We start from the raw sequence: 14,271 nt of genomic DNA, 5'->3' as shown, positions 1-14,271 counted from the left end.
CTGCGGTTTTAACTAGTAGTGATTAGAGCTTATTTTAACGGTTTAAATGATGGGCTCGTAATGCCATTGATGAGAATCATAATGAATGTGGGCTCTTTCATACTCTCGCTCTGAACGCCAATTACGATTGTTCAATTTTGCTGTTACACCAGGATAGAGTTTCTTATTGGCAATAAGCTTAATATCTTGTTGGTACTGAACTTTCGCATCGCTTATTTCCAGCACTTTCGTTTCAATCCAATCAAGCAACGCGTTTTCGTTATTGAACATTTCAAGCGCTTCTGTCACTTTTGCTTTAAGTTCTTTCGGCACTTTTTTACTTTTCAAAATATCAATTTTTTCTTTGTGCTTGCTGTTGTTTTCACGAAGTTGGCGCACAAGTTCGTCTAGCGCCTCTTTACGTTCAAGTAGCTGTGCAAAACCGGGGCTAAAATCGACTTTGAGCATGCTGCCAGACACTGCACCAAGGGTACCGGCTTCTATCCTATCTTGACTCACAATGTCGCAAGCAAACAAGTTGCCCATAGGTTTGTCTATTTGGCCCACAATAACGGCGCCACCACAGTGAAGTTTGCTATAAGCCAATTGGCGGCCAACGGTAATATTTCCCGAGCACTGAATTTCAATACCTTGACCGTGCTGAACGTGAATGCTGCCTTTCGCTATAAGGTGGCAGTTGAATTCACCTGCATTGTCATTTACTTTCCCCATAGCGCCTTCGGTAATAATGATATCGCCACCAGATTCAATGTGAGCAGACTCTACGAAACCATTTATGGTAACGTCACCTTCTGCTTTTATTTGCATTTTTTCTGTTACGTCACCATTAACCAGCACTGCACCTTCATAATTCACGTGACCCGTACCCACATTAACTCCGTTACAAATATAGGTGTCGTCGATATTCATGGTTTGGTCTTGGTATTTGGGCATACCTGCAATTGATGACACTAATAAATTTTGATCGTCATCGGCCTGAACAGTTCCGGTGCCTTTGCGAAATTCAACCCACTCACCAGGAATTGGAGGTAGCTTGCTACCGCGTACATCGAAACCACTTCTGCCTGAGGTTGGTTCTGTGCGACGAAGAACAGGGGTGTCTACTTTAACGCAGATAACTTCACCTAAGTTTCGCATATCAACCCGCTCACCTTCGTTGGTTTGCGGCTTCAAGATACGTTCAAGAGCATTAGGGACTAAAGGGATAAATCGAGATGAACGGCCATTCCTAGCCGGTAGGCCTTTTGCTACTGTGCGCTCGATAATGGCGCCCGGTGGTGATTTTCGTGCTTCCAGTAACATGGCCTCAATGGCTCTTGTTCCAAGACCGCGATGTACATTGTTTTTCGCTGCTAAAGATTTAATGGTATTTAATGCGGGTAATTTACCACCGTAGGGCGACGTGATCACAAGATTGGCCGCCATAGCATCTTCGGGAATACGAAACTCTATTTCGGCGTTTCTTCGTTCACCAACTCGCTCTTGAACAACAGTATTATCGCCGGTTTTGAAGTAATGATTGGCGGTATCACAGGCCGATTTTAAAGCCGTATCAGAAATGTATAACCGTTTGGTTTCACCGGTTGCTAACTCCGCTTTTACTTGGCGTATGTCTATTTCTTTAGAAAACTCAGACGGGTTTAGCGTCAGGTTTATATAGGTTCTTGTTTTATCGAAGCTTATGGTTACGCCGTTCATTACTACATTCATCCTTTGAGCAGTCTTACTTTCTTTTCTATAGTCAATATCGACCTTAACGCTGCAGACTTAAGCATGTTTATGCATTATCGTAGGAACAATAATGCATTAGACATAAGTTTAATGTAATGCGATTCATTGCGTCTCGTCAAAGGTTTTCGGCATATTGAAATAATGCTCTTAAGATCGCTTGTTTCTCGGGGTCATCAACATGTTCATGAGCAAGGCGTTCTAGCGTGCTCATATAATGCTCGAGCGTAATCGAAGCAGACGAGGTAGAGTCGGTTAAACGCGCTTGTCTATGTCTTTGCCATTTAAGGGTTTCGTCGTAGGTAAGGGTAGACGGGTAATTTCTTGCTCTGTATCTAAACAAAAGAGTCCTAAGCCCTACATGTTGAGTCTCTTCAGCTAATGCGCCAAGCTGTTCTGGGCTTGATTCCAGCACTTTGTCACACCAGTGGCGATCTTCGGTACTTAAAAAACCACCGCTATAAAGGGCGTGGTCGATATCTTGTTCTTTCTCGTCTGCGTCATTTTCGTACACTTTTGACAACTTCATGCCTAATTCACGCTCTTGCGTCAAAATGCGGTAGTTTTCAAGGCAGGTGTCTCTGTCTAATCCTAATCTATGCGCATTATCTTCAGTCATCGCTTTAGCGGTCGTTACAAAAGGAGAGCGGTTAATATGAATAAGCTTCAAGCCTGGGCGCAAGGTATTGGCATCATTGCCAGGCTCTTGGCGCGCGTAAAGTTTAGCTTTTATTTCTTCAGGGGAGTCGTTAAGTAAGCTATCGATAGGCTTTGACAAGTCTACGGCAATAATCGCATTGCTGTTTGTAGGGTGTTTAGCGATAGGCATGATCCAAGTGCAACACCCTTGGCTTGCGGGCAACTTAGCTGAAATATGCAACAGTACGGAAGGCTTAGTTAAATCGAACTGGTTAGCGACATTATGCTTACTGCGAAGCGAATAAGCGTATTCAAACAACCTAGGCTGCTTTTCTTTGATCAACTTTGCTAAGGCAATAGTGGCATGCACATCACTTAATGCATCGTGTGCGTTTTCGTGGCTTATGCCGTTTTCTTTGGTCAGGTGTTCTAGTTTGAAACTAGGCGTACCATCTTCGCGAGTTGGCCAGTTAATGCCATCAGGACGCAGTGCGTAGCATGCTCGCGCTAAATCTATAATATCCCACCGGCTATTTCCGTTTCGCCATTCTCTGGAATAAGGGTCATAGAAGTTTCGGTAAAATAAGAATCTAGCGACTTCATCATCGAAGCGTATGCTATTAAACCCCAAGCTACAGGTGTTGGGTGTCGACATTTCTTGGTAAATTCGCTGCGCAAAGTCAGCTTCGTTAGAGCCATCACGTAAGGTTTGTTGGGGCGTAATACCGGTAACCAAACAGGCTTCAGGATTGGGCAAGTAATCGTTGGCAATTGCGCTCATAATATTAATGGGCTTACCCATAATATTGAAATCCAGATCGGTTCTAATGGCAGCGAACTGACAGGGTAAGTCTTTTTGACCACTGGTACCGAAAGTTTCGAAATCGTACCAAAGAAAGCTAGGTTCGTGCATGTTCTAGGTTACATTATTTGAATAAGTGACATCATGTTGGCAGTGTACACTGCGTGGGTTTGAATACCAAACCTAGCTAATGTAAACGTATTTAATCCATAACTTGCGAATCTGTAAATGTGAAACTAGTTTTTAATGTATATCAGATAATTGGAATGTATTTTACCTTGGCAGCGGTTATAAAACAGAAACTGGGAGCAAAGTATTCCCGACAAATGCTGGGCTTCGCTGTTGTAGGGGCAATCTTGGTTACTGTGATACTGGCTTTTTTATTCGAAAGCAATCTTTCGAAAAGCGTTTTAGATGATGTGTCATCAGAGTTAAATCATCGAACGAGTGAGATAGAGGGGTTTACACAACGTCAAGCGGCACAATATGCTGATGATTTAAAATTTCTACACGCCACGCCGCCTGTTTCTGGCATTCCCCGTGCAACTGAAAACGCCGGGGTAGATCCTGAAGAAAATACCAGCTTTGACCTTTGGAAAAAACGTTTAGAGACAATTTTTATCGCCTTTATAGAAAATAACGAAGAAGTTGATCAATTACGAATTATCAGCATAGATGATGATGGCAAGGAGATACTACGTGTAGAACGATCGGGCGGCAAAATATCAGCCTTAGCTGATAGGGATCTTCAAGTAAAAAGTACCAGAGATTACTACAAAGAAAGTGCCCAATTATCTCGCAATGAACTGTATATGTCTGGTATCAGCCTTAACCGCGAATACGGCAAAGTGGAGTACCCTTACAAGCCTGTATTGCGCTTATCATTGCCCATTTTTAGCGAAAGCGGCCGAAGGTATGGCTTTATCATCATGAACATCGATACCTCCATTGCGTTAGCTGGCATGGTTCAATTCGTATCTTCTCCCCAGCAGCTGTATCTCACCGATGACGAAGGCTTCTTCATTTTACACCCTCAAAAACGTTTCAGTTTCAGTAAAGACCTTGCGCCAGAATCCACCTGGGAAACGCAATTTGCTTCCCCTGTTTTTGAAGGTGCTAGGCACGCAAATAAACGAGTGGATGGTGTCGTCAGTGAAGTGTTCATTGCGAGTCGCAAAGTGGTGGTAAGCAACTCCCCGGGCAAGAAATTTGTTTACGTGCATATTGCCCTACCGGCTAACATCATTATCGGTTTAATGAATGAAAGGCGATTGGCTGTTTACGGTTTTCTTTTGGCAATGTCTATTTTGTTCGTAGCGGTATTGCTGTTCTTTCACCGAAGTGCCAAAAAGAGCTTTGAACTGGCGGAAGCTCGCGGAGAATCGGCAGCCATTGTGGCAGGGTCTAGCGACGCCATAGTCAGTATGGATATTGCTGGCATAGTGAAAAGCTGGAATATGGCCGCTGAGCGATTGTTTAGACTACCCAGCTCGACAATTTTGAACCATCACTACAGTGCTTTTGCATCTATAAGATCAATATCTTGGGACAAATACCTTAATGCTGAAGTGGCGCTTACTGGCTATTTTCAGGATGAAATTTTATATAAACAATCATCAGGAGTTCAGAATTGCCTAGCTGTTACAGTTTCCCCGATATGGGGTGAGCAGGGGCAATATTCAGGCGTGGCAGTGGTGTTAAGGGACATCACTGAAGAAAGAAATACTCAGCATGCGATTAAAAAAATTAATTTTGAGCTTGAAGAAAAGGTGCAGAGCCGCACTAAGCAACTGGCAGAAGCTCGCGATGAAGCGCAACAGGCTAGCCAGGTAAAAAGCGCGTTTATCTCCAACATAAGCCATGAAATGCGAACACCTTTAAACGGTATAGTCGGCTCACTTAATTTGTTAAAACGTCAGCCTCTTTCTGCTAAGGCGGAACAGCTTGCGGCCATGATGGATGTGAGTTGTAACAACTTGAGTGTTTTAATTAATGACATATTAGATATGTCGAAAATTGAAGCGGGGAAATTAGACTTGAACGTGCAAGCGTTTAATCCTGTGCACTTAATTGAAACCTTATCTTCATCACTGGCTGTAAGAGCCCACAACAAAGGTTTGGAGTTTCTTGTAGATACAACAGGATTAAAAACTGAAACTTTGGTGTCAGATCCACATCGACTCTCTCAAATTATTAGCAACTTGGTGAACAATGCCATCAAATTTACAGAACGGGGACATGTGGCTCTCACCGCGTCACTTCAAAGCACTGATAAGTTTACAGTTCAGCTCCATGTATCGATATCCGATACAGGCATTGGCATTGCAAAAGAGCACCAGTCAAAGCTTTTCTCTGCCTTTACTCAAGCAGACGTCTCAGTCGCTACACGTTTTGGCGGCACAGGGCTCGGCTTATCTATCTGTAAACAGCTCAGTGTGTTATTGGGCGGCGATATTGATTTTTCTTCCACGCAAGGCCAAGGAAGTTCCTTTTCGTTTTGGGTTGCAGTAGATGATGTGTCCTCGAATGATAGTCAGCAAAATTCGGAATTACCTAATAAAATGGATGGGTTACGTTTAGCTGTGTTTGCCCAGTATCCACCGCTTGCAGAAAATATTAAAACCCTAATCACTAGTGAAGGTGCTAGCATTGTAGAGACATATACCGACATCGTCTCATTCGAGGAGGTTTCTTGGGATACCATTGATGTAATAGTCACTGATTACAACAACCCCGTATTGTCGGTAGTAGACGAACATTGGGAAAACTTGGAAAAGCAAATATCCATTCCACACATCTGTATGTTGCAAAGTATTGGAAAGCAAGCCACGTATTACGCCAATTTTACACCCGCTATTTTAACAAAGCCCTTATTGAAATCTGAATTCTTAAAAGTCGTTGATAGCTCCTCTTCTGAGCTAATAGAAAATCAACCTGCACATCAAGTTGAATCGAATGCGACGAATATCGAAAAAGAGAGTATAGCTGGCGCTCATGTGCTGATAGTCGATGATAACGCTATCAATATAGAGGTGGCGAGAGGGGTGCTTGATAATTTGCCCGTTTCGGTGAAAATTGCCAGTAACGGTGAACAGGCGTTAGATATTGTAAAGCAGTGTGAAAAAGAGGGGCATTATCTTCACTGTATTTTGATGGATTGCCAAATGCCCATTATGGATGGGTATGCGAGTACTCAAGCTATTCGAGATGGCCGCGCGGGGCAAGTGCACCAGCAAATCCCCATTATTGCGATGACAGCCAATGCGATGTTAGGGGAAAAGGAAAAGTGTATTGCGGCAGGCATGAGTGACTACGTCACTAAACCTATAGTGGCGAGCATGGTAGAACCTAAAATTATCAATTGGATCCAGTCTACTTACAGCCCGCAATTTTTAGGTAAATCAGTACTGGGCGAAACACACGCAGTACATGGCGAATCCGCAAGTGAAAGTCCCGCTTTGGCAGCGTCATCGAGCGTTACTGAGCCTTCGACATCCTCTTCGATACTCGCTCCATCCACATCACAAGGAAGCGACACGCCCGTTTGGGATAAGTCACGCGCCTTGTCTCGACTTGCTAATAACCAGGTTCTGTTCGATAAAATATGTGAAATGTTTATTGAAAGTGCACCTCGAAAATGTGACGAAATCAAAGCTGCTGTAAAAGACAAAGATGTACCCACCATCAAGTTGTTGTCTCATACTATTAAAGGTATGGCGGGAGATATTGGCGCTGTGCTTGTGCAAAGTCGTTTTAGTCATATTGAGCGATTAGCCAAGGATGAAAAAATGCTAGAAATAGACAATGCATTGCCCGACGCTATTAACGAGGTTTCCGCGATTTTGAATGCGTTAAAACCAGCCTAGGCGAGTGTGCCGTGCGACATTTGTGGTAAGTGCGCAATTTGCTTTAAGCAGCGAGTTAAAATCAAACTTTAGTGAGTGAAATTGAATAGAAAAAGTAGCTGTCAGAGGCATAGTCTACTAGGCTTAAAGCGTGACAAAATAATTTGATTACAAAAACATAACATTGCGTTACATCATTACTATAACAAGCAGTGCCGTTTCGTCTTCACGCTGTATAAATCTAATAAAGACGCCGCGGCTGGGAGAGAAATATGGAATCGTTGCTAGTCAGTGATTATATGAATACTCACCCCGTTAAATTAAATGGGGATATGACGGTGGCCGAAGCCGTAGAGGCTTTGTTGGCATGCGGGCAAAGTGGAGGCCCAGTGATTGATATTAAAGGTAAGGTAATTGGCTTTTTGTCTGAGCAAGATTGCATTGCCCAAATGATAGCGTCAAGTTACTACCGAGAGCAGATTTGCCGGGTGGCTGAAATAATGAAAGCACCGGTTGTGGTTATTAAACCGTATCTGTCGGTAATAGAACTTGCCCAATTACTTATCAAAGATAAGCCTCGCGTTTACCCTGTGGTTGATGACGATGGCGTGTTGGTTGGAAGTATTAACCGAACGGCAGTACTTAGAGCAATAGACGTACAACTTCGATCGGGTTATCAGCGCGCCAGCTAGCATGTGGTGTGTAATTAAGCAGTCCGAGAGTAAAAAAGGGTAAGCCAATTCGCTTACCCTTTTTTTATAGTTTAACTTATTGTTCCTATGGGATTTATCAAAAGTTGGTTACCGAGTACGAGTGATCACAAAAGTACGAATAGCACCTGCTACGTCATCTCCCGCCACTAACTTAAAGTTCTGCCGCTGGCTAGGCATTACGTTTCTTCCATCTTGTACTACAAATAGCCCATTTTTAAATAGCCCACCCAGATTGACGTTTGTGGTTTCAAGCCCATCGGTTTCCGACACGCCATCAATGCCGTTATCATAATTTGCACCAATGCTTACCATACCCATCAAACGGTAAGGTGCCTTGCTTTCATACACGGCGTACTGATTATTGCCTTGGCTAGAAGCAATAAGATAGCGTACACCGTCTACATCAAACAACGACAAGCCTTCGATGTCAGCGGTAACCGGTGCTTCAATCGGAATAATAAGCGTGGGTGTCTGGATAATCGTTTTATTAAGCATTGATGAGGACTTTGCTTTTACCTCAGAAACATCCAACGCCCATATGCCTGCACTTTCTTCTCCCAAGTAGGCAATTTGCGTATCAGTGTCGACAACGCAACCTTCCGGCTGAGACGGTAAGTGGAAGTCGTGAATCAAGGTGGCAGAAACCAGAGAAGGGCTTGCTCTGTCAGTTTTGCTCGCAATGATGTCATGGGTGTCTCTGTTAGCTTTGCTGTTAGTTTTCGCACTGGCCTTACTATTCACATCTGTGAGAGGGTTCAACTGATAGCGTAAGTACCGGCCATCAGTACTGTTTACTAATACCTGAGTGTGGTTATTTGTTGTAAAGACGCACAGCCCATATATATCGGTTAGTGGGGTAGGGAGGTTGGTGTTAAAGGTTAGCTCACCAGTTTTTTTATCGATGAAAAAGACCGACATGCTATTACTGCTTCGGTTGCTTGCCACCGCAATATCGTGTTCTGGTGCCCAGTCGTATGCCACGCCCACGTTGTTTACGCGTCCTACCTTGTGAGATGCCACTAACTCGCCTTCTAAGTTGTAGGTATTTAGGCTGCCTTTTTTATTAGTGCCAATCACCAAACTTTTTGACGGGTGACTTTTGTTTACCCAAATAGCCGGATCATCTGCTGCATCACCATAATTTTCCACCACATCGGTTTCATAAATAGGCTGCAGTTCTATAGTGGAAAGCATGGGTGTCTTGTTAGTAGATACGTCATCGTTTGTGATGAGTGTCTCGATAGTGAGATTTTCGTTTATTACTATGGGTGTCTTGTTAAGCGTTCTTTTATCTAGAGATGGGGCGCTTTCGTGGCAAGTATTGAGCCTTGCTATAGCTTGGGTGATGTCGGTGGTGAACGTGCTGCCTGAGTTGTCATCGTAAATGTTGGCGTAAACCGTATCGCTTTTTACCGACAGCGCGATATCTTCTGGGGCGATGTTCACATCAAAACCAAAGAAAGTTGTGGCGCAAGTGTTGTGTAGCCACATCCCCTTGTGTTCTGGGCTTACCCATGCGGTAACTTGGCCCTGTAAAACTGGGTTTTCTGACGCTGGCTTGCCCATAATCAAGGTGTGTGCGTCCAGCCCGTTAAGCGTAGCAACACCTTCTACAGGCGTATCGGCTTGGTTGAAAATAAGCGAACGCTCAACCTCAGCTTCTGCATTTGCAGGCATGGCCCATACTCCGGCATACTCGTCAGCCAAGTAAATGGTTTGTTCAACGTGACGTTTATCTCTTTGCGCTGCTCCTTCTTGATCTGCTCCGTAACTAACCCCAAGCGCGCAACTTTTTATACCTGGCCCAATAGCCAGAGTTCGTAAATGATAAACGGTGTGTGTGCTATCGCTTTTATCGGGGAGCGCCAAATATTGGGTGAGCATGCCCAAAGCATCTATATTGATGAACTGCAATTTGCCGCCTATATTTGCGCTACACAACGCTTCTGAATCTTTCACTTCAGTCGCTGATGTTTGGGTAATACTCACAGTGTGGTTTTGGCTATTTTCAGTACCTATTCTGTAGCTGCGAATTTGTTGGCTATTTATATCAAACACCAAGGTGTGAATATAGGCGTTGTTAGTGTGCCCTGATTCGTCAACAGCTAGGTAACTTCCTGCGTCAACAAAGTGGCCTTTTTGCGTCGCGAGCAAATTTTTGTTATCAGAAACGGTTAAGCCATTGGTTTCGCTTATTGTTATGTTTATTGTTCTGCCGTTTACCTCGAATGTCGCCACCGAACCCATGCCAACAACAGCGGTATTTTCTACTAGCGTGAGGTCGGCCGCAGTTAATACCGCCACATTGTGTTCTTTCAAAGGGGCTGTGTTACTGCTCGCATAATCTAGCAAAGTGCTAGCGATTGTATTTAGCTGCGCGGCAGCAGGGGCACTAACACTTGCCATAGCAGCAAAGCAAAAAGCTAACTGTCGTGTTCGTAAGGTAATCCTTGTAAGTTTGCTTTGCGTGTTATTCATTGCCAGTTCCTATTATTTCAGCGCTAGGCTTTTGTACTTTATGTCGATAAATCACGCCCCCTTTGTGGTTAATAAAGGTAAACCCAAGTTCGTTATTAGTCATACTTACCGCCACAAAGCCCCCCGTCGATTCAGCAAAACGAGTAAAGTCGTAATGTCCTACTGGGCGTACTTCTGAACCTCCACCAGATACAATATGTACCAATGCGTCGTCAGGTAACTGGTTATGCTGCAAATCATGTTCGTGACCCGCTATGTAGGCATCAACACCGTGCTGGTGTAACAAAGGCTCGAGTACATCTTTAATAGCGCTGGTATTACCGTAGCGCTTTCCACTTGAATACATCGGGTGGTGTCCTATCACAACATTCCATTTAGCGGTGCTCGCTGATAGCATTTTATTTATCCACGCTAATTGCTTTGTTGAGCCTTGTTTATAAGCTTCTTGGTATTTTGCTTCTGTGGCGTAATCTGGATTTAGCGGGTTGGTGTCAATAAATAAAATAAGCGCGGTGGTACCGTCTTTTAGTTCGACGGTTTTACTATAATACTGCGCTGGCATTTCCCAGCGTCGACTTATTTTGCTGTAGTCGATTTGTGCTTGCCAGTTGCCGCGGTAATCATGGTTACCTAACACAGGGTGCCAATCTACGAATAAATGAGGTTGATGGTAAATGTCTTCAAATGAGGTACGCCAGTAAGGGTCTTCAACAGACGCCACTCCGTTGTCATAAAAGTTGTCGCCTGTTGTGGCGATGAATTCTGCATCTAGTTGGTAGCTGGCAATGTCCATCCATTTGGCGACATCGCGCTGATAAAAATGGCCATTGCGGCCCCAGTCACCTACAACCAAAAAGGTATAAGCATCGTCTTGTGCAGTTAGGTTGCTAATTTGGTGTTGATGGTAATAATCGTGTGATGTGATTTGCCCTTGGCACGCGAGTGACAAAAAGGCAGCAAGAAGCAGTAATACGCGCATGAATATTTCTCTGATGAGGGCGCGCTGTTGCGCGCCCAATGTGTTGTGTTTAATAGCTTTAGTGTTAAACGTATATCTTATTTAAAAACAAAATATACGTGGTGTTTCTTAGCGCATTTGCCATGTGAAACCTAGCTCAAACGTGCGGCCATATTCTTCAAATTGTGCATTGTTAGTGCGCGAGTCGAAGTAGTTATAAAACGGCTCATTATTGATATTGATAGCGTTGAAATAGACTTGCATGTCATCATTAATATAGTACTTAGCAGTAAAGTCTAACTGAGCGTGCTCGTCTTCGTAGCGCAACATATCGCCATCAATTTCCTCGAAGTTTTCACTTTTGTAGGTCATGGCTAAACGTAAACTAAAGTCGTTGGCTTCGTAACCAAAGGTAAGGTTGCCGATAGTATCTGACTGGTTGGGTAATTGGGTTTCAAACTTTTCACCGTCTAAGAATGTGGTGGCGTCTGAATCGGTAAAGGTGGCATTGGCCGACATAATAAAACCGTTATTAAAAGCTTTAACCCATGAAAGCTCTAGCCCGTGTAAGCTGGCACTTTCACCGTTAATTGCTTGAATAGCTTCATCGTAATCTTCCCAGCCTTCAGTGCCTGCTACGTCGGCGTACACTACAAAGTTATCAATATCTTTATAGAAATAGCCTGCTGAAAGTACGCCGATATCACCTGGGTAATATTCTAAAGAAAGATCAATGTTTTGTGCTTCATAGGGCTGGAGCTCAGGATTGCCCACTTCAGCTTCACGCTCGGTCACAAACACGCCGTCGTCTTCTTCGGTTTTACTTTCAATGATTTGAAACGCTGCAACATCTTCAAATTTAGGGCGTGAAATGGTTTGGGTGTAAGCGGCGCGAAGTTGAAGTTTGTCTGAAAACGCGTAGCGGGCGTTAATGCTGGGCAACCAGTGATCGTAGTCACGTTCAGCTTCCCATACCGTGTTTACCACATCTTCAACATCGGTTTCTTCATTTTCAATAAGTTCAACACGCATGCCTGATGTACTGAATTCGGTACGCTCGTAGCGCACACCGGCAACAATATGAAGTTTATCTATATTAACGCTACCCATTACGTAAGCGGCAAAAATATCTTCTTCGTTCACATAGGTGGCGCCGTTAGATTCAATCTCTGAATCAAGTTCAGCGAGCTCTAGTGCACTGCGATTAGTGTTAAAGTAATCACGCATAGAGGAACGAGACAAACCCGGACCAAAATCACCTAGTGTGTATTCTGGTGAATCATCACCGAAATCAGCAGGGTTTATTTCATCGAAATCGCCATCGTAAATAAAAATACTGCTGTCTCTGTCTTTCTCACGACTACGGTATTTAGTCCCTAATTTTAACTCACCTAAATAGCTGCCAAAGTTTACAGGGCGCGCTAAGTCAAGCTTGAAGCTGGTTTCGGTGTCTTTGGTGTAGTTATCTTCAAATGCAATTTCATCTAGCTCGTACGTTGATAAGTCCATGGCGTCTGCATCTTGTGTAATAGCAGGGCGAATGGTGCTTAGGTTTGCATCGATGCTGTCGTTTTCAGTGACAAAGTTATAGTAAAGCGCGTCTGGCTCATCTTCATCAGATTTGGCATAGCCTAATTGCCAGTCGGCTTTCCAAGTTTGCAATTGATGTTCACCGCCAAGGGCTACCGTAAAAATACTTTGGGTTTCTTTTCTGTCTTTACTGCCACGCTCAATTTCTGAATCTTCGCCGTCTAGGGTGAAAGTATTGCTTAAACGGTATTCTTCATCTGAAAATTCGCTGTACAGAGTACGAAGGTAGTATTGATTGTTAAAGTCTGGGCGGTAATCAAGGTTTACAGCACCACCTAAGCGCTCACGGGTAATGGTGTACTGACGTTGTTCAACCTCGTCATCGCCATTGCTTTCAACGTTATCTGAGCCGAAATCACGGTCAAAGTACGACAAAGCGGCAGCAATACCCCAATCGGGCGTTAGTTTTTTTGTAATGGTGCCTGATACTTTTGGGCTTACTTCGTCTCGTAAGTCATTTTGGCTACCTTGCACAGTAATACTCGCGGTGTCTTGCTGCTTATCAAAAGCGCTGACACTGGTCACTTCCACTGAGCCACCAATAGCATCACCATCCATATCAGGGGTAACCGATTTAGACACTTCAAGGGTTTGAATTAGCTCAGAGGGAATAACATCTAAGGCGACAGAGCGAACACCAGATTCTGGTGAAGGAATGTTTAAGCCATTAATGGTTACGTTGTTTAAGTTAGGATCGATACCACGAATGCCTACAAAACGACCTTCACCTTGGTCACGTTCAATCGACAAGCCAGGTAAACGTTGCAATGATTCAGCGGCATTTTGATCGGGGAATTGCCCTATAGCATCGGCAGATACCACATTTGATATACGGTCTGATACCCGTTGTTGGTTTATGGCACTGGCCTGGCTACTACGCTGCCCCAATACTAATAGTTCTTCAAGTTCGTCACCTTGCCCCAACTCTATGGCCGGTCGCACCGTGGCGTCGTCATTAACGGTAACTTTTTGCGTAACGGTGTCTTCACCTAGGTACGACACCTCTAATGTATAGGTTCCCGCTGGTACACCAGAAAAGCGAAAGCTGCCGTCGCGTCGAGATTCTGTGATGAGGTTCAGCTCTACCAATCTTACCTTAGCACCTACATAAACTCGCGCCTCTGCAGCGTCGTTTAGGGTTCCGGTAATAGCGCCATTCGCGGCCAGAGCGTGATGAGAAAAAGTAAGGCCAAGCGCGGCAATACAGGCAATGCGTAACGTGGAATAACGGGTTTTAATTTTCATTCTTAATCCATAAGTTAAGTGTGCGATGCCCACGTACGGTAAAAAGCTGATATGACAGTTACATGACGAGAACTCTATCTACACTGGCATAAATAGCGAATATGAACTAAATGAAAGAAGAGTGAGCTAAATTGACCTGTTGGTAACATACTAATAAATTTAGTTATTTTGTTAATATTTTTAAATTCAAAGGTGCACTGCCACCAATTTGTCACATTGGTGAGCCAAACTGACCCTCGACAATTAGGTTAAAAATGGGATATTCCCTAATTC

The 14,271-nt window shown here is 43.9% G+C and carries 7 protein-coding genes; 2 read left to right on the top strand and 5 right to left on the bottom strand.

Going from position 1 to position 14,271, the window contains the following annotated elements; all coding sequences use genetic code 11:
- Positions 1 to 42: 42 nt before the first annotated feature.
- Positions 43 to 1,698: a FapA family protein gene (locus JKP82_RS10680; protein WP_159530922.1), complete on the bottom strand. Its 1,656-nt coding sequence runs from the start codon at positions 1,696 to 1,698 to the stop codon at positions 43 to 45.
- 148 nt (positions 1,699 to 1,846) lie between these two features.
- The gene (gene sbcB / locus JKP82_RS10675) at positions 1,847 to 3,280 is read right to left on the bottom strand and encodes an exodeoxyribonuclease I (RefSeq protein ID WP_159530920.1); all 1,434 of its coding nucleotides are present in this window, start codon (positions 3,278 to 3,280) and stop codon (positions 1,847 to 1,849) included.
- 167 nt (positions 3,281 to 3,447) lie between these two features.
- Between sbcB and JKP82_RS10670 the strand changes: the two genes are divergently transcribed.
- Complete coding sequence (locus tag JKP82_RS10670) at positions 3,448 to 7,035, top strand: ATP-binding protein (protein ID WP_218396998.1); 3,588 nt, start codon at positions 3,448 to 3,450, stop codon at positions 7,033 to 7,035.
- A gap of 251 nt (positions 7,036 to 7,286) precedes the next feature.
- A complete protein-coding gene (locus tag JKP82_RS10665) occupies positions 7,287 to 7,706 on the top strand; it encodes a CBS domain-containing protein (protein ID WP_159530916.1) in 420 nt (139 codons plus the stop codon).
- Between the two features lie 108 nt (positions 7,707 to 7,814).
- On the opposite strand, the gene JKP82_RS10660 is transcribed toward JKP82_RS10665, so the two are convergent.
- The 3 genes from JKP82_RS10660 to JKP82_RS10650 form a co-directional block, all read right to left on the bottom strand.
- Positions 7,815 to 10,205, bottom strand: a complete 2,391-nt coding sequence (locus tag JKP82_RS10660; protein ID WP_218396996.1) for a phytase — start codon at positions 10,203 to 10,205, stop codon at positions 7,815 to 7,817.
- A complete protein-coding gene (locus JKP82_RS10655) occupies positions 10,198 to 11,184 on the bottom strand; it encodes a purple acid phosphatase family protein (protein ID WP_159530912.1) in 987 nt (328 codons plus the stop codon). The genes JKP82_RS10660 and JKP82_RS10655 overlap by 8 nt, the downstream gene beginning before the upstream one ends.
- Before the next feature lie 108 nt (positions 11,185 to 11,292).
- Entirely contained in the window at positions 11,293 to 13,998 is a 2,706-nt protein-coding gene (locus JKP82_RS10650; RefSeq protein WP_159530910.1) for a TonB-dependent receptor, read from the bottom strand.
- Positions 13,999 to 14,271 lie beyond the last annotated feature (273 nt).

Source organism: Alteromonas lipotrueae (assembly GCF_019249215.1).
Taxonomy (GTDB): Bacteria; Pseudomonadota; Gammaproteobacteria; order Enterobacterales; family Alteromonadaceae; genus Alteromonas; species Alteromonas lipotrueae.
This window is presented reverse-complemented; position numbering and strand designations above follow the sequence as displayed.

Bases quoted from the DNA above. Each gene is read 5' to 3' on its own strand.
- JKP82_RS10655 (WP_159530912.1), bottom strand. From the start codon at position 11,184: ATGCGCGTATTACTGCTTCTTGCTGCCTTTTTGTCACTCGCGTGCCAA.
- JKP82_RS10665 (WP_159530916.1), top strand. From the start codon at position 7,287: ATGGAATCGTTGCTAGTCAGTGATTATATGAATACTCACCCCGTTAAA.
- JKP82_RS10660 (WP_218396996.1), bottom strand. From the start codon at position 10,205: ATGAATAACACGCAAAGCAAACTTACAAGGATTACCTTACGAACACGA.
- JKP82_RS10680 (WP_159530922.1), bottom strand. From the start codon at position 1,698: ATGAACGGCGTAACCATAAGCTTCGATAAAACAAGAACCTATATAAAC.
- sbcB (WP_159530920.1), bottom strand. From the start codon at position 3,280: ATGCACGAACCTAGCTTTCTTTGGTACGATTTCGAAACTTTCGGTACC.
- JKP82_RS10650 (WP_159530910.1), bottom strand. From the start codon at position 13,998: ATGAAAATTAAAACCCGTTATTCCACGTTACGCATTGCCTGTATTGCC.